Here is a 16,685-nt window from a genome sequence, read left to right on the forward strand (position 1 = left end):
GCCCCGCGATCCACCCCTGAACCCCCCGGATTCATCCGAGCAGTAGGTGAGGCCCTGGTCACAGCGTGGAGCGCAGCCACTGCTCCACACTCGCGATGTGGACGGTCGCCCACGAGCGTGCCGCCTCGGCGTCCCGGTCGCGCAGGGCGGCGAGGATCGCCCGGTGCTCGCGCAGGGTGCCGGCGACGGCGTCCTCCTGGGTGAGGCCCCGCCAGACGCGGGCCCGGGTGGTGGGGCCCGACAGACCATCGAGCAGCGAACACAGCACGGAGTTGCCGGAGCTGTGCACGATGCCCCGGTGGAACTCCAGGTCGCCGGCGACGAGATCCTCCACGGACGGGGACTCGCCGAGCTTGTCCAGCCGGGCCGTCAGCGCGTCCAGCTGCTGCTCGCTGATCCGCAGCGCCGCCATCGCTGTCGCGGCCGGCTCCAGGATGCGGCGCACGGCGAGGAACTCCAGGACCGTGTCGTCGCGGTGGAAGTCGACGACGAAGCTCAGTGCCTCGAGGAGGAGTTGCGGGTCGAGGCTGGTGACGTACGTGCCGTCGCCCTGCCGTACGTCCAGGATCCTGATCAGCGACAGGGCACGCACCGCCTCCCGCAGGGAGTTGCGCGACAGCCCGAGGTCGGCGGCCAGTTCACTCTCCTTCGGCAGCCGGTCGCCCGGGCGCAGCGCGCCGGAGACGATCATTCCCTTGATCTTCTCGATCGCCTCGTCGGTCACTGCCATGGCCGGCCTCCCAGTGCGCCTCAAAACCTCCGACGTATCAGGTCATTATGGGGGTGGGGGAACGCGGAAGAGGCGGCTCCGTCGGCGTGGAGCCGCCCCGTCCGGGATGGGGCCCCCGGTACCCGGGTCTACTTCTTGTCGAGCATGTCCTGCACCTTGGCGCGGACGTCGTCCGTGGCGAGGCCGCGGATCGTCAGCGTCGTACGCCGGCGCAGCACGTCGTCCTGCGTCTCGGCCCACTCGTGGTCCCGGGCCCAGACGACCTGCGCCCAGATCTCCGGGGCGTCGGGGTGGACGCGCTCGGCGAGCTCGGGGCTCTCGTTGGCCAGCCGGGCGATGTCGAAGGCCAGCGAGCCGTAGTGCGTCGCCAAGTGCCTGGCGGTGTCGGCCGCCATGCGCGGGCCGGGCGCCGGCCGGTCGGTGAGCAGCCGGTGGGCGACCGCCCGCGGGTTGGCGATGCCGGGCAGCGGCAGCCTCTTCGGCAGCGCGCTGATCGGCTCGAAGTCGTCGCCCAGCGGATGGCCCGGCAGCGCCTCCAGCTTCTTCATGATCGTCCGGCCGATGTGGCGGAAGGTCGTCCACTTGCCGCCCGCGACGGACAGCATGCCGCCCCGCCCCTCGGTCACCACCGTCTCGCGCTTGGCCTTGGACGTGTCGCCGGGGCCGCCCGGCAGCACCCGCAGGCCCGCGAAGGCGTAGGTGATGAGGTCGCGGTCCAGCTGCTGGTCGCGGACCGAGAAGGCGGCCTCGTCGAGGATCTGGGATATGTCCTGTTCGGTGACCGAGACGTCCGCCGGGTCGCCCTCGAACTCCTCGTCGGTGGTGCCGAGCAGCAGCATGTCCTCCCACGGGAGGGCGAAGGTGATGCGGTACTTGTCGATCGGGGTCGCGAGCGCCGCCTTCCAGGGGGAGGTGCGCTTGAGGACCAGGTGCGCGCCCTTGGACAGGCGGATGGAGGGCGCCGCGTTCGGGTTCTCCATCTTGCGCAGGTGGTCGACCCAGGGACCGGTCGCGTTCAGCACGAGCCGGGCGCTGACGCCGAACTCGTCGCCGGACAGTCGGTCCTTCAGCTCGGCGCCGGTGACACGGCCCTGGGTGAAGCGAAGGCCCGTCACCTCGGCGTGGTTGAGGACGACCGCGCCCGCCTCGACGGCCCCGCGGACCGTCATCAGCGCCATGCGGGCGTCGTTCATCTGGTCGTCGCCGTAGACGGCCACGGCCTTGAGGTTCTCGGTGCGCAGTTCGGGCACGTCCTGCGCGGCCTTGGCCGGCGACAGCAGATGTCCGACGCCGTCACCGAAGGCCGACAGCGCGGAGTAGGCGAAGACGCCCGCTCCCAGCTTCGCCGCGCCGTGCGGCCCGCCCTTGTACACGGGGAGGTAGAACGTGAGCGGGTTCGCCAGGTGGGGGGCCACCTGGCGGGAGACCGCACGGCGCTCGAAGTGGTTCTCCGCCACCAGCTTCACCGCGCCGGTCTGCAGGTAGCGCAGACCGCCGTGGAGCAGCTTGGAGGAGGCGGAGGACGTGGCGCCGGCGAAGTCGCCGGCGTCCACCAGGGCCACCCTGAGGCCGGACTGCGCGGCGTGCCAGGCGGTGGAGATGCCCAGGATGCCGCCGCCGATCACAAGAAGGTCGTACGACGCCTTGGAGAGCTGCTCCCTGGTCTCGGCTCGGCTCGGGTTCGAGCCGGAGGCCGGGTGCGTCCCCAGGGCAGGCACGGACTGCAGGGTGGACTTGGTGGTCATGCTGTTTCTTACTCCTCGTCCTCGAGCCAGCCCATGGTCCGCTCGACGGCCTTGAGCCAGCTCTTGTACTCACGGGCGCGGGTCTCCGCGTCCATGCGGGGGGTCCACTCGGCGGCCCGCCGCCAGTTGGCGCGCAGGTCGTCGGTGCTGTTCCAGAAGCCGACGGCGAGACCGGCGGCATAGGCGGCGCCGAGGCAGGTGGTCTCGGCGACCATCGGGCGCACCACGGGGGCGTCCACGAAGTCGGCGAGGGTCTGCATCAGCAGGTTGTTGGAGGTCATGCCGCCGTCGACCTTCAGGGCCGCCAGCTCCACGCCGGAGTCCTTGGTCATGGCGTCGGCGATCTCGCGCGTCTGCCAGGCGGTGGCCTCCAGGACGGCGCGAGCGAGGTGCGCCTTGGTGACGTACCGGGTGAGGCCGGCGATCACACCGCGGGCGTCGGAGCGCCAGTAGGGGGCGAACAGGCCGGAGAAGGCCGGCACGAAGTAGGCGCCGCCGTTGTCCTCGACCGACAGGGCGAGGGTCTCGATCTCGGCGGCCGTGGAGATCAGGCCCATCTGGTCGCGCATCCACTGCACCAGCGAACCGGTGACGGCGATCGAGCCCTCCAGGGCGTAGACCGTCTTCTGGTCGCCGATCTTGTAGCCGACGGTGGTCAGCAGGCCGCTGTAGGAGTTGATGATCTTGTCGCCGGTGTTCATCACCATGAAGGTGCCGGTGCCGTAGGTCGACTTGGTCTCGCCCTCGGCGAAACAGGTCTGGCCGAACAGGGCCGCCTGCTGGTCGCCGAGCGCGGAGGCGACCGGGATGCCGCCGAGCAGGTCGCCCAGCTTTCCGCCGGTGATCTCGCCGTAGACCTCGGCGGAGGAGCGGATCTCGGGGAGGATCTGCTTCGGGACGCCGATGGACTCGCAGATCTTGTCGTCCCACTGCATGGTGTGCAGGTTCATGAGCATGGTGCGCGAGGCGTTGGTGACGTCGGTGACGTGCTTGCCGCCGTCGGTACCACCGGTCAGGTTCCAGATGACCCAGCTGTCCATGGTGCCGAAGAGGATGTCGCCCGCCTCGGCGCGCTCCTTCAGGCCGTCGAGGTTGTCGAGCAGCCAGCGGGCCTTCGGGCCGGCGAAGTAGGAGGCCAGCGGCAGGCCGGTCTCGCGGCGGAAGCGGTCCTGGCCGACGTTGCGGCCGAGTTCGCGGCAGAGGGCGTCGGTGCGGGTGTCCTGCCAGACGATGGCGTTGTGGACGGGCTCGCCGGTGTTCTTGTCCCACAGCACGGTCGTCTCGCGCTGGTTGGTGATGCCGATGGCCTTGATGTCGTCACGGGTGATGCCGGCCTTGGCGATGGCTCCGGCGACGACCTCCTGGACGTTGGTCCAGATCTCGGTGGCGTTGTGCTCGACCCAGCCCGGCTTCGGGAAGATCTGCTCGTGCTCCTTCTGGTCGACGGAGACGATCCGGCCGTCCCGGTCGAACACGATGCAGCGGCTGGAGGTGGTGCCCTGGTCGATGGCGGCGATGAAGGGGCCGGCGGTGTGCGCGTCGGTCACTGTGTGCTCCTGATAATTCCGGGTTTATGGGGCTTTACGTACGGCGCGTGCTGGAAGTTTCCCGGCAGAGCGGGGAAAACGCTCCTAGGCGAATGCGACGTTGTATATGCCTGCCGCGATGGCGCCGCCGATCAGCGGACCCACCACGGGGACCCAGGCGTAACCCCAGTCGGAGCCGCCCTTGTTGGGCAGCGGCAGCAGGGCGTGCACGATCCGCGGTCCGAGGTCACGGGCCGGGTTGATCGCGTACCCCGTCGGGCCGCCGAGGGAGAGGCCGATGGAGACCACGACGAGCGCGGTGATCAGAGCGCCCAGGGTGCCCAGGCCGTTGCCCTTGTCGTTCAGGCCCTGGGTGAGCACGGCGAGCACCAGCACGACGGTGCCGATGATCTCCGTCGCGACGTTCTGCCAGGCGACCCGGACCTCGGGGCCGGTGGAGAAGACGCCCAGCACGGGGCCCGCGCCCTTCTCCCGGGCCTCGACGGCCTTGGCCGTGGTGTCCTGCGCACCCGGGCCGCCGACTATCTCGCGGTCGGTGAGGTGGGCGTGGAACTGGCCGTAGTAAGCGATCCAGACCAGGGCCGCGCCGATCATGGCGCCCAGGATCTGGCCGGCCCAGTAGACCGGGACGTTCTTCCAGTCGCCGTCCTTGATCGCGATGCCCACGGTCACGGCCGGGTTCAGATGGGCGCCGGACAGCGGCGCCGAGGTGTAGACGGCCGTGAGCACCGCGAAGCCCCACCCGAAGGTGATGGCGAGCCAGCCGGCGTTGCGGGCCTTGGAAGCCTTCAGCGTCACGGCGGCGCAAACGCCGCCGCCGAGCAGGATGAGTATGGCGGTACCGATGGTCTCGCCGATGAAGATGTCGGAGCTGGACACCCGCGACTCCTTTGTCCTTCGTCCAGGGGTGAAGTGCGATACCGGCCTGGCGTTGTCACACTCTAGCGCGTATTGCCGGTAGCTGTTCGACAATGTCGACCGATGGACGGGAGTCTTGCTTCGGCGTTACGAGCACGTCAAGGGCTGTGGACTCGAAAATCCGATCGTTACTGATCGCCGCCGTCCCAGTGATCTTCTCCGCAGGTGAGCGCGGACATGCCGAGAACCGGGCCGCCGTACCGCGACCCGGTCCTCGGCAGGTGCCGGCGTGGGCGTCAGAACCGCCCGGCGCCCAGATCCCGTGACACCGCGCGGGCACAGTCCCGCACCGCCGCGATCAGCTCAGGGCGCAGGGCTCCCTCGTCGTCGGACCGGCACAGCCGCTCCACGGCGCCGGTGATTCCGACCGCGCCGACCGGCATGCGCCGCCGGTCGTGGATGGGTGCGGCCAGGGAGGCGACGCCTTCCCAGGTCTCCTCCACGTCGGCCGCGTACCCGCGCGCGCGGGTCACGTCGAGGATGTGCTCGAAGTCCCCCGGCTCGCACACCGTCCGGTCGGTGAACGCCTTGCGGTCGGCCTCCAAGGCCTCGCTGTGCGCCACCGGGTCGTAGGCGGACAGCACCTTGCCCAGGGCCGTGGAGTGCAGCGGCTGCATGGCCCCGATCTCCAGGACCTGCCGGCTGTCGTCGGGCCGGAAGACGTGGTGCACGATCAGGACGCCCTGCTGGTGCAGGACGCCCAGATAGACGCTCTCACCACTGGAGCGGGCCAGGTCGTCGGCCCAGACCAGGGCGCGCGCCCGCAGCTCGTGCACGTCGAGGTAGGTGGTGCCCAGACGCAGTAGCTCGGCACCCAGCTGGTAGCGCCCGGAGGCGTCGTCCTGCTCCACGAAGCCCTCCTGCTGGAGGGTGCGCAGGATGCCGTGGGCGGTGCCCTTGGCCAGGCCCAGCGACGAGGCGATGTCCGACAGGCCGAGCCGACGCTCGCCGCCCGCGAGCAGCCGCAGCATCGCGGCCGCCCGTTCGAGCGACTGGATGTTCCGTGCCATCGCCGTACTGCCTCCGTCCCCTTCGACCGCCGACAAGCGGCACAACAGCCCTCGTTCGGCAATGTCGAACACTACCGGTCGATGCCGACCTCCCGCTAATGGCCGGGTGCCATTTGTTGCGCCGCCGGTGACGGAAGCGTCGCCCGGCGGCCGTCCCGGCGCGCCGTCGACGTCCGGCTCGTGGACGCGGTGCCCATACAAGCCCACTCCCGGTTACGCTGGCGCGGTGCGCCCCTTCCCGGATGCCTTCCGGCTGTCCGGGAAGCCGCAAAGCCGACAGCCGTCGCATCCGAGGGAGCCCTTTTCATGGCCTCGTTGCCGCCGACCCCTTCCGCAGACAGCCGGACCCGTGCGTCCGCGCTCCGAGAAGCCCTGGCCACCCGCGTGGTCGTAGCCGACGGAGCCATGGGCACCATGCTCCAGGCGCAGGACCCCACGCTCGACGACTTCGAGAATCTCGAGGGCTGCAACGAGATCCTCAACCTGACACGCCCGGACATCGTCCGTTCGGTCCACGCCGCCTACTTCGACGTCGGCGTGGACTGCGTGGAGACCAACACCTTCGGCGCCAACCTCACCGCCCTCGGCGAGTACGACATCCCCGAGCGCGTCACCGAACTGTCCGAGGCCGGCGCCCGGATCGCCCGCGAGGTGGCCGACGAGTTCACCCGCAGCACCGGGCAGCAGCGCTGGGTGCTCGGCTCCATGGGACCGGGCACCAAACTGCCCACCCTCGGCCACACCACCTTCGGCGCCATCCGGGACGCGTATCAGCAGAACGCCGAGGGTCTGCTCGCCGGCGGCGCCGACGCGCTGCTCGTGGAGACCACGCAGGACCTGCTCCAGACCAAGGCCTCCGTCATCGCCGCCCGCCGGGCCATGGAGGCCACCGGTCACTCCGTACCGCTGGTCGTCTCCGTGACCGTCGAGACGACCGGCACCATGCTGCTCGGCTCCGAGATCGGCGCGGCCCTGACCGCCCTGGAGCCCCTCGGCATCGACATGATCGGCCTGAACTGCGCCACGGGCCCGGCCGAGATGAGCGAGCACCTGCGCTTCCTGTCCCGGCACTCGCGCGTCCCGCTGTCCTGCATGCCCAACGCGGGCCTGCCGGTGCTGACCAAGGACGGCGCGCACTACCCGCTGACCGCGCCCGAGCTGGCCGAGGCGCAGGGCACCTTCGTCCGGGACTACGGCCTCTCCCTCGTCGGCGGCTGCTGCGGCACCACCCCCGAACACCTGCGGCAGCTGGTCGAGCGGGTGCGGGACGTGGCCCCGACCGAGCGCTCCCCGGAGCCCGAGCCCGGCGCGGCCTCCCTCTACCAGTCCGTGCCGTTCCGGCAGGACACCTCCTACCTGGCCATCGGCGAGCGCACCAACGCCAACGGCTCGAAGAAGTTCCGCGAGGCCATGCTGGAGGGCCGCTGGGACGACTGCGTGGAGATGGCCCGCGACCAGATCCGCGAGGGCGCGCACCTGCTCGACCTGTGCGTGGACTACGTCGGCCGTGACGGCGTCGCCGACATGGCGGAGCTGGCCGGCCGCTTCGCCACCGCCTCCACCCTGCCCATCGTGCTGGACTCCACCGAGGTCGACGTCCTGCGGGCCGGTCTGGAGAAGCTCGGCGGCCGCGCGGTGATCAACTCGGTCAACTACGAGGACGGCGACGGCCCCGAGTCCCGCTTCGCCAAGGTCACGGCACTCGCCCAGGAGCACGGCGCCGCCCTCATCGCGCTGACCATCGACGAGGAGGGCCAGGCCCGCACCGCCGAGAAGAAGGTCGAGATCGCCGAACGGCTCATCGACGACCTGACCGGCAACTGGGGCATCCACGAGGAGGACATCCTCGTCGACTGCCTGACCTTCACCATCTGCACCGGCCAGGAAGAGTCCCGCAAGGACGGCATCGCCACCATCGACGGCATCCGCGAGCTCAAGCGGCGCCACCCGAAGGTGCAGACCACCCTCGGCCTGTCCAACATCTCCTTCGGCCTCAACCCGGCCGCCCGCATCCTGCTCAACTCCGTCTTCCTCGACGAGTGCGTCAGGGCGGGCCTGGACTCGGCGATCGTGCACGCCTCGAAGATCCTGCCCATCGCCCGCTTCAGCGAGGAGGAGGTCCAGACCGCCCTGGACCTCATCCACGACCGCCGCGCGGAGGGCTACGACCCGCTGCAGAAGCTCATGCAGCTGTTCGAAGGCGCCACCGCCAAGTCCCTCAAGGCCGGCAAGGCCGAGGAACTGGCCGCCCTGCCGCTGGACGAGCGCCTCAAGCGGCGCATCATCGACGGTGAGAAGAACGGCCTCGAAGCGGACCTCGACGCGGCCCTCCAGGAGCGGCCCGCGCTGGACATCGTCAACGAGACCCTCCTGGACGGCATGAAGGTCGTCGGCGAGCTGTTCGGCTCCGGCCAGATGCAGCTGCCGTTCGTCCTGCAGTCCGCCGAGGTCATGAAGACGGCCGTCGCCCACCTCGAACCGCACATGGAGAAGGTCGAGGGCGACGAGGCCGGCAAGGGCACCATCGTGCTCGCCACCGTCCGCGGCGACGTGCACGACATCGGCAAGAACCTCGTCGACATCATCCTGTCCAACAACGGCTACAACGTCGTCAACCTCGGCATCAAGCAGCCGGTCTCCGCGATCCTGGAAGCCGCCGAGGAGCACAAGGCCGACGTCATCGGCATGTCCGGTCTCCTGGTGAAATCCACGGTGATCATGAAGGAGAACCTGGAGGAGCTGAACCAGCGCGGCCTGGCCTCCGGCTACCCGGTCATCCTCGGCGGCGCCGCCCTCACCCGGGCCTACGTCGAGCAGGACCTGCACGAGATCTACCAGGGCGAGGTCCGCTACGCCCGTGACGCCTTCGAGGGGCTGCGCCTGATGGACGCCCTCATCGGCGTCAAGCGGGGCGTGCCGGGCGCGAAGCTACCCGAGCTGAAGCAGCGCCGCGTCAGGGCGGTGGCCCCGGCCGACGTGGAGGAGCGCCCCGAGGAGGGGCACGTCCGCTCCGACGTCGCCACCGACAACCCCGTCCCCGAGCCGCCCTTCCGCGGCACCCGCGTGATCAAGGGCATCCAGCTCAAGGAGTACGCGAGCTGGCTCGACGAGGGCGCCCTGTTCAAGGGCCAGTGGGGCCTGAAGCAGGCACGCACCGGCGAGGGCCCGTCGTACGAGGAACTCGTCGAGAGCGAGGGCCGGCCTCGGCTGCGCGGACTGCTGGACCGGCTCCAGACGGAGAACCTCCTGGAGGCTGCCGTCGTCTACGGCTACTTCCCGTGCGTCTCCAAGGACGACGACCTGATCATCCTCGACGAGCAGGGCAACGAACGCACCCGCTTCACCTTCCCGCGCCAGCGCCGGGGCCGACGCCTGTGCCTGGCCGACTACTTCCGCCCGGAGGAGTCCGGCGAGAGGGACGTCGTCGGCCTCCAGGTCGTCACCGTCGGCTCGCGCATCGGCGAGGAGACCGCGCGGCTCTTCGAGGCCAACGCCTACCGCGACTACCTCGAACTGCACGGGCTGTCCGTGCAGCTGGCCGAGGCACTCGCCGAGTACTGGCACGCCCGCGTGCGCTCCGAACTCGGCTTCGCCGGCGAGGACCCGGGCGAGATGCAGGGCATGTTCGAGCTGAAGTACCGCGGCGCCCGCTTCTCCCTCGGTTACGGCGCCTGCCCCAACCTGGAGGACCGGGCGAAGATCGCCGACCTGCTCCAGCCGGAGCGCATCGGCGTCCAGCTGTCCGAGGAGTTCCAGCTGCACCCCGAGCAGTCCACGGACGCCATCGTGATCCACCACCCGGAGGCCAAGTACTTCAACGCCCGCTGAGCCCCCCACCCGGGCACCCGGGCCAAAAGAAGCGCTCCGTCCCCGCACGACGTAGACTGGTCGGTCCACCGCAGGCCGGTTCCCCCCGTGGGAACCGGCCTGATCGTCCCTCAAGGAGGTACGTGGATGACCAGTACGGTCCCCGCGCTCGGCACCCTCACGGCCGAAGGCTCAGCTCTGCAAGCCGTGCTGCTCGACATGGACGGCACCCTGGTGGACACGGAGGGCTTCTGGTGGGACGTCGAGGTCGAGGTCTTCGCCTCCCTCGGCCACGCGCTCGACGAGTCCTGGCGGCATGTCGTGGTCGGCGGCCCCATGACCCGCAGCGCGGGCTTCCTCATCGAGGCCACCGGCGCCGACGTCACCCTCGACGAACTCACCGTGCTCCTGAACGACGGCTTCGAGGAGCGCATCGGCCGCGCCCTGCCACTGATGCCGGGCGCCGGGCGGCTGCTCGCCGAGCTCTACGAGTACGAGATCCCCACGGCCCTGGTCTCCGCCTCGCACCGGCGCATCATCGACCGCGTCCTGACCTCGCTGGGCGCACACCACTTCAGCCTGACGGTGGCCGGTGACGAGGTGCCGCGCACCAAGCCCCACCCCGACCCGTACCTCGCGGCCGCCGCCGGACTCGGCGCCGACCCGGCCCGGTGCGCCGTCATCGAGGACACCGCGACCGGCGTCGCCGCCGCCGAGGCCGCGGGCTGCCAGGTCGTGGCGGTGCCCTCCGTGGCCCCCATCGCCCCGGCCCTGCGCCGCACGGTCGTCACCTCCCTCGAAGAGGTCGACCTGACATTTCTGCACGGGCTGATGACGGAAATGCGCTAGGCGTTCACCCAGCGTGCAGTGACGTTAGGACGGGAATTCCGCAGGCGAATTCGAATCCCTCCGGACGATCGAATTCCCGTGCCCCCGAACCTGTTTACGCGTGTGACGTTCCCCACGCGGCCCGGGGTCGACAGCCGATCCGGCATGTGCTGCGCACCCCCTCCGCAGGGCCGTCCACGTGCCCTTGTGTCCCGATTGATGGAACGCTGCACCAAAGCTTCCCCTGTCGGGTTTTCGGTCTGTCCACGCCCGGTTCCGCAGCGTGATGGGCGCTCAACTCCGGTGACTGCGAACCCTCCTGCCGGTCCGGACTAATCTCGATGCGAGAACATCGCCCCACCTCCGTGATCGGCTGCGCCACCCCTGCATGCCGGGTACACGGAGTCGACAGCTCTGGAGAAACTCGAGCATGAACCGCAAGACTTTGGTGCTGCCGGCCGTGATCGGCCTGCTCGCGCCGGTGCTCGCCGCCTGCGGCGGGTCCGACAGCGGGAGCGGCGACAGCGGCGCGATCGTCGTCGGCACCACGGACCGGTTCACCGCCTCGAAGGACGCCCCAGCGCCCCTCGACCCGGCATACGCCTACGACGTCGGCACCTGGAACATCCTGCGCCAGACCGTGCAGACCCTGATGATCCAGCCGCGCGGCGAGGGCGAGCCGGTCCCGGAGGCCGCCGAACGCTGCGGCTTCACCGACACCGGCAACGAGCGCTACGCCTGCACCCTGCGCGACGGCCTGACGTTCGCGGGCGGCAACGCTGTCAGGGCGGCCGACGTGAAGTACTCCATCGACCGCGCCCGCTCGCTCAAGGCCGACAGCGGCGTGTTCGCACTGCTGTCCACCATCGACACCGTCGAGACGCAGGGCGACCGCGAGGTCATCTTCCACCTCAAAACCGCCGACGCGACGTTCCCGTACAAGCTGTCGACCCCGGTCGCCGGCATCGTCGACCCCGACGACTACCCGAAGAACAAGCTGCGCGACGGCTTCGACCTGGAGGGCTCCGGCCCGTACACCCTCAAGGCCGACGTCGAGGACGGCGAGCTGGTCAAGGCCGAGTTCACCAGGAACCCCGACTACAAGGGGGCCCTCGAGGTGAACAACGACAAGGTCGACATGGTCTCCTACAAGGACGCCGACGCCATGGGCAAGGCCCTGGACGAGGGCGACATCGACCTGATGACCCGCACCATGTCACCCGATCAGATCCGCGAACTCTCCGCCGACTCGGACACCGACATCGACCTCGTCGAAATGCCCGGCCTGGAGATCCGCTACCTGGGCTTCAACACCGACGCCCCCACGGTGAAGTCCAAGGCCGTACGCCAGGCGATGGCGCAGGTCGTCAACCGCAGCGCGCTGGTCTCCAAGGTCTACGGCTCCCAGGCCGAGCCGCTGTACTCGCTGGTCCCGGCCAGCGTCACCGGCCACTCCAACTCGTTCTTCAACAAGTACGGCGAGCCCAACGTCACCAAGGCCCGCTCCCTGCTCAACCAGGCGAACATCACCACCCCGGTGAAACTCACGCTCCACTACACGACCGACCACTACGGCCCGGCCACCAAGAAGGAGTTCGAGGTCCTGCGCGACCAGCTGAACTCCAGCGGCCTGTTCGACGTCGGCATCAAGGGCACCCCGTGGGACACCTTCCGCCCGGCCGAGAAGAAGGGCGAGTACGACGTCTACGGCATGGGCTGGTTCCCGGACTTCCCGGACGCCGACAACTTCCTCGCGCCGTTCCTCGACGCCGACAACACGCTCGGCTCGCCGTACGACAACAGCCGGATCCGGGGCACCCTGATCCCGGAGTCCCGCCGTGAGGCGGACCGGCTGTCCGCCTCCTCCAGCCTGACGGACATTCAGGACATCGTCGCCGGTGACGTGCCGGTGCTGCCTCTGTGGCAGGGCAAGCAGTACGTCGCCGCGCGCGACGACATCACGGGTACCGCCTACGCGCTCAACTCCGCCTCGACTCTCCAGCTGTGGGAGCTCGGGCGGGGTGTGAGCGGCTGACGGACCCGCTGGATCCCCGGGGCCTGTGACCGCGGCCCCCGGGGAGCCGTGCCCCGGAGCCAGGGAGATGCTCCGGGAGTTCTCGAGAACCGACGACAAGGCACACACGTGAACATACGCAACCAGTGGCCGGTCCTGCCCATCGTGGCGGGCCTCGCCTCCGGACTGCTGACCGGCTGTGGCACGGAGAGCGGAGACTCCGCGGGGGACGGCTCCAACGTGGTGGTGGGGATGTCCGACGACGTCCTGGCCACCGACCCGGCCTCCGGCTACGACCCCGGCTCCTGGCTGTTGTTCAACAACGTCTTCCAGTCCCTGCTCAGCTTCCCCAAGGGCGCCACCGAACCACAGCCCGAGGCCGCCGAGAACTGCGCGTTCACCGACACGCAGACGACGGTCTACAAGTGCACGCTGAAGGACGGGCTCAAGTTCAGCAACGGTGACGAGCTCACCTCCGAGGACGTCAAGTTCTCCTTCGACCGCATGCTGAAGATCAACGACCCCGACGGGCCCGCGATCATGTTCCCCATGCTCGACAAGGTCGAGACGCCGGACGCCAAGACGGTCGTCTTCCGCCTCAACACGGCCGACGCCACCTTCCCGAGCAAGATCGCCTCAGGCGCCGGCTCCATCGTCGACCACAGCCAGTACGACGCCGACGGGCTCCGCAAGGACGGCAAGGCGGTCGGCTCCGGCCCCTACCAGCTCGACTCGTTCGACGACGGGCAGGCGGTCTTCTCCGTCAACGAGCACTACAAGGGCACCGCCAAGGTGAACAACACCGGCGTGACGCTCAAGTTCTTCGACGGCGACCAGACCGCCCTGAAGCAGGCCATCCAGAACGGGGACGTCGACATCGCCTACCGCGGTCTCACCGCGGGCGACATCGCGGACACGGAGAAGGCCGACGACGGCACCGGCGTCGAAGTCGTCGAGGGCAGCAGCGCCGAAGTCCAGCACCTGGTGTTCAACATGGACGACCCGGTCGCCGGAAAGCTCGGCGTCCGCAAGGCCATCGCCCACCTGCTCGACCGCGAAGCCCTCATCAAGGACGTCTACCAGGGCACCGCGACCCCGCTGTACTCGATCATCCCGGCCGGCATCGCGGGCCACAACACGGCCTTCTTCGACACCTACGGCGCCCGCCCCTCCAGGTCCAAGGCCCAGGCCGCGCTGCGCGAGGACGGCATCACCGGCAAGGTGAACCTGACCCTCTGGTCGACCCCCTCCCGCTACGGCCCCGCCACCGACCAGGAACTGAACGCCATCGCCGCCCAGCTCAACGCCAGCGGCCTGTTCGACGCGAACGTCAAGTCCGTCCCGTTCGGCCAGTACGAGAAGGACATCGCCGCCGGCAAGTACGGCGTGTACGTGAAGGGCTGGGTGCCGGACTACCCGGACGCCGACAACTTCACGGCCCCCTTCTTCGGCAAGGGCAACGTGCTGAGCAACAACTACGACAACGACACGATCACCGGCTCGCTCATCCCGCGCACCGCCGCCCTGACCGACCGGGCCGCCACCGACAAGGAGTACGGGGAGCTGCAGGACATCGTCGCCGACGAACTCCCCGTCCTGCCGGTCTGGCAGGCCAAGCAGTACGCCGTCGTCCGCGACGGCGTCTACGGCCTGGAGTACTGCCTCGACGCCTCGACGGTCTTCCGCTTCTGGGAGCTCAGCAAGGACGCCTGACACTCAGCAACGCAGAAGGGCGCCCCCCCGCTCGACGGGAGGCGCCCTTCTCGCATACCTGCTCCCGGACGCTACTGCGCGCCCGGGCGCACCAGCCCGCTCTCGTACGCGTACACCGCCGCCTGCACGCGGTCGCGCAGACCCAGCTTGGTCAGCACATGCCCGACATGCGTCTTGACCGTGGTCTCGCTGACGAAGAGGTCGGCGGCGATCTCCGCGTTGGACAGCCCACGCGCCACCAGCTTCAGCACCTCGACCTCCCGGTCGGTGAGCGTGTGCAGAACGTCCGGCACCGGCTCGTCCCCCGACGGCAGATGCGTCGCGTACTTGTCGAGCAGCCGGCGCGTGATGCTCGGCGCGAGCATCGCCTCACCCCCGGCCACGACCCGGATGGCCTGCACCAGCTCGTCGGCGGGCGCGTCCTTGAGGAGGAACCCACTGGCACCGGCGCGCAGCGCCTCCACCACGTACTCGTCGAGATCGAAGGTGGTCAGCACCAGCACCTTCGCCGGGCCGTCCCGCCCCGGGCCGGTGATCTGCCGGGTCGCCTCCACACCGTCCATCCGCGGCATGCGGATGTCCATCAGAACCACATCGGGCTGTAGCGCACGCACCTGGTCGAGTGCCTGCAGTCCGTCACCGGCCTCCCCGACGACCGCGATGTCCTGCTCCGCCTCCAGAATCATCCGGAAGCCGGTACGCAGCAGCGGCTGGTCGTCGACCAGTAGGACGCGGATGGCCACGTGAGTCTCCTTCGCTAGTCCGGCCCCATTCTGCCCTGCACCGGCCCGGCCGACTCAGCCGCCCTCACCGGCTGCGCCGACCCGTCCGCCGCGCGCACCGGCAGCGGGTACGGCGGGGGAGTGCCGCCGAACTCCGGGCAGTGGGCCTGGTGATCACACCAGCCGCACAGCTTCGTGGGACGCGGCCGCCAGTCGCCCGTCTCGGTCGCCAGCCGGATCGCCTCCCACAACGCCAGCAGCTTGCGCTCCACCCGCTCCAGATCGGCGAGCACCGGGTCGTACGTCAGCACCTGGCCACTGCCCAGATAGACCAACTGGAGCCGCCGGGGGACCACGTTCTTCAGCCGCCACACCACCAGGGCGTAGAACTTCATCTGGAACAGGGCACCCTCGGAGTACTCCGGCCTGGGAGCCTTCCCCGTCTTGTAGTCGACGATCCGGACCTCGCCCGAGGGCGCCACGTCGACCCGGTCGATGATGCCGCGCAACCGCAGCCCCGACTCCAGCTCCGCCTCGACGAACAGCTCCCGCTCGGCCGGCTCCAGACGGCTGGGATCCTCCAGGGTGAACCAGCGCTCGACGAGCTGCTCCGCCTCACCCAGCCAGCGCGCCATCCGCTCGCCCTGCGGATCATCGGCGAACAGCTCCACGACCTCCGGCCGCGTCTCGCGCAGCCGGTCCCACTGCCCCGGGATCAGCGACTTGGCCCGCGGCGGCGTGCGCTCGGCGGCGGGGGCGTCGAAGAGCCGCTCCAGAACCGCGTGCACCAGCGTCCCCCTGGTCGCCGCCTCACTCGGCTTCTCCGGCAGCCGGTCGATGACCCGGAAACGGTAGAGCAGCGGGCACTGCATGAAGTCACTGGCACGCGAGGGGGACAACGAGGCGGGCGCTATGGCGGCGGAACCGGTCACGAGGTCGCTCACGGCGGCGGTCTCGGCCGCTGCCTCCGCCACCGTCCGCGCCTCCGCCGCCGTGTCCACTGCCGTCTCCACGGCCCCCGCCGGGACCCCCGGATCCGCCGCCGCGCCAGGACTGCTCCCGGACGCCGCCACGCCCTCGCTGCTCGTCTCCATGTCCCAGACCATACGGCCCGCCACTGACAGTGACCCAGCCGCGGACGTGGGGGAAGCCGGGTGGGGAGGTCGACGTACGGGAAACACAGGGGTGCCGGGGCGGAACGCACCTCGACGGCCGCATACCATCGACTCGAGACCCTCCCGTCCGGCAGGCGCGGGAGACGCATCGACGAGGGGACACCGGTGGACGAGAGCGGCGGGCGCGGGGAGCCGCGGTCCGGCAACGACGAGCCGGCCGAGCGCCACAAGGGGCTTCCGCCCCGGGCCACCGACCCGGCCCCCGCCGAGGAACAGCCCACGGACGAGCACGGTTCCGCTCCTGAGCAGCCCACCCCGGGACCAGAGCCGACCGGTTCCCCCACGTCCGCGGGCATCCCGGACGCCGGCACACCAGCACCCCCTCGGAACACCCCGGGGAACCACTCGACGCCGCCCCGGCCCTCCGCCGCCGGCGCTTCGCCGACCCCGCGGACTCCGGATGACGCCCCCGCCCGTGCAGAGGGCGAGAGCGACGGCCCGCCGGAAGCCGGCACGCACCCCGACCGCGCCTACGC

11 protein-coding genes and 1 pseudogene are annotated in these 16,685 nt (G+C 69.9%); 5 read left to right on the top strand and 7 right to left on the bottom strand.

The annotated features are described in order from the left end of the window. Nucleotides 1–58: 58 nt before the first annotated feature. The 5 genes from C1J00_RS21595 to C1J00_RS21615 form a co-directional block, all read right to left on the bottom strand. Nucleotides 59–730 (bottom strand): FadR/GntR family transcriptional regulator, encoded by a 672-nt coding sequence (locus C1J00_RS21595; protein ID WP_102910721.1) that lies wholly within the window; start codon nucleotides 728–730, stop codon nucleotides 59–61. A gap of 128 nt (nucleotides 731–858) precedes the next feature. Then, complete coding sequence (locus tag C1J00_RS21600; RefSeq protein WP_102910722.1) at nucleotides 859–2,475, bottom strand: glycerol-3-phosphate dehydrogenase/oxidase; 1,617 nt, start codon at nucleotides 2,473–2,475, stop codon at nucleotides 859–861. A gap of 8 nt (nucleotides 2,476–2,483) precedes the next feature. Next, complete coding sequence (glpK, locus tag C1J00_RS21605; protein WP_102910723.1) at nucleotides 2,484–4,022, bottom strand: glycerol kinase GlpK; 1,539 nt, start codon at nucleotides 4,020–4,022, stop codon at nucleotides 2,484–2,486. 84 nt (nucleotides 4,023–4,106) lie between these two features. Next, on the bottom strand, nucleotides 4,107–4,901 hold the full coding sequence (locus C1J00_RS21610; RefSeq protein WP_102910724.1) for an MIP/aquaporin family protein: 795 nt from the start codon (nucleotides 4,899–4,901) through the stop codon (nucleotides 4,107–4,109). A 275-nt stretch (nucleotides 4,902–5,176) separates the two neighbouring features. Next, nucleotides 5,177–5,950, bottom strand: a complete 774-nt coding sequence (locus C1J00_RS21615) for an IclR family transcriptional regulator (protein WP_102910725.1) — start codon at nucleotides 5,948–5,950, stop codon at nucleotides 5,177–5,179. Nucleotides 5,951–6,256: 306 nt separating this feature from the next. Here C1J00_RS21615 and metH point away from each other — a divergent pair, with 306 nt between their 5' ends. From metH to C1J00_RS21635, 4 genes are all read left to right on the top strand, one after another. Then, the gene (gene metH, locus C1J00_RS21620) at nucleotides 6,257–9,778 is read left to right on the top strand and encodes a methionine synthase (protein WP_102910726.1); all 3,522 of its coding nucleotides are present in this window, start codon (nucleotides 6,257–6,259) and stop codon (nucleotides 9,776–9,778) included. Nucleotides 9,779–9,904: 126 nt separating this feature from the next. After that, nucleotides 9,905–10,606 carry an HAD family hydrolase gene (locus C1J00_RS21625; protein ID WP_102910727.1) on the top strand — a complete coding sequence of 234 codons (702 nt, stop codon included), beginning with the start codon at nucleotides 9,905–9,907 and terminating at the stop codon, nucleotides 10,604–10,606. A gap of 409 nt (nucleotides 10,607–11,015) precedes the next feature. After that, on the top strand, nucleotides 11,016–12,620 hold the full coding sequence (locus tag C1J00_RS21630) for an ABC transporter substrate-binding protein (RefSeq protein WP_102910728.1): 1,605 nt from the start codon (nucleotides 11,016–11,018) through the stop codon (nucleotides 12,618–12,620). A gap of 108 nt (nucleotides 12,621–12,728) precedes the next feature. Beyond that, the gene (locus tag C1J00_RS21635) at nucleotides 12,729–14,312 is read left to right on the top strand and encodes an ABC transporter substrate-binding protein (RefSeq protein ID WP_102910729.1); all 1,584 of its coding nucleotides are present in this window, start codon (nucleotides 12,729–12,731) and stop codon (nucleotides 14,310–14,312) included. Nucleotides 14,313–14,383: 71 nt separating this feature from the next. Here C1J00_RS21635 and C1J00_RS21640 read toward each other — a convergent pair whose 3' ends face one another. Further along, the gene (locus tag C1J00_RS21640; protein ID WP_102910730.1) at nucleotides 14,384–15,055 is read right to left on the bottom strand and encodes a response regulator; all 672 of its coding nucleotides are present in this window, start codon (nucleotides 15,053–15,055) and stop codon (nucleotides 14,384–14,386) included. 14 nt (nucleotides 15,056–15,069) lie between these two features. Continuing rightward, on the bottom strand, nucleotides 15,070–16,128 hold the full coding sequence (locus C1J00_RS21645) for a RecB family exonuclease (RefSeq protein WP_245936442.1): 1,059 nt from the start codon (nucleotides 16,126–16,128) through the stop codon (nucleotides 15,070–15,072). 186 nt (nucleotides 16,129–16,314) lie between these two features. Between C1J00_RS21645 and C1J00_RS45935 the strand changes: the two are divergent. Next, nucleotides 16,315–16,685: pseudogene (locus C1J00_RS45935) on the top strand (site-2 protease family protein); the annotation flags it as partial.

Source organism: Streptomyces cahuitamycinicus (assembly GCF_002891435.1).
Taxonomy (GTDB): domain Bacteria; phylum Actinomycetota; class Actinomycetes; order Streptomycetales; family Streptomycetaceae; genus Streptomyces; species Streptomyces cahuitamycinicus.

Bases quoted from the DNA above. Each gene is read 5' to 3' on its own strand.
- C1J00_RS21595 (WP_102910721.1), bottom strand. From the start codon at position 730: ATGGCAGTGACCGACGAGGCGATCGAGAAGATCAAGGGAATGATCGTC.
- C1J00_RS21600 (WP_102910722.1), bottom strand. From the start codon at position 2,475: ATGACCACCAAGTCCACCCTGCAGTCCGTGCCTGCCCTGGGGACGCAC.
- C1J00_RS21615 (WP_102910725.1), bottom strand. From the start codon at position 5,950: ATGGCACGGAACATCCAGTCGCTCGAACGGGCGGCCGCGATGCTGCGG.
- metH (WP_102910726.1), top strand. From the start codon at position 6,257: ATGGCCTCGTTGCCGCCGACCCCTTCCGCAGACAGCCGGACCCGTGCG.
- C1J00_RS21625 (WP_102910727.1), top strand. From the start codon at position 9,905: ATGACCAGTACGGTCCCCGCGCTCGGCACCCTCACGGCCGAAGGCTCA.
- C1J00_RS21630 (WP_102910728.1), top strand. From the start codon at position 11,016: ATGAACCGCAAGACTTTGGTGCTGCCGGCCGTGATCGGCCTGCTCGCG.
- C1J00_RS21645 (WP_245936442.1), bottom strand. From the start codon at position 16,128: ATGGAGACGAGCAGCGAGGGCGTGGCGGCGTCCGGGAGCAGTCCTGGC.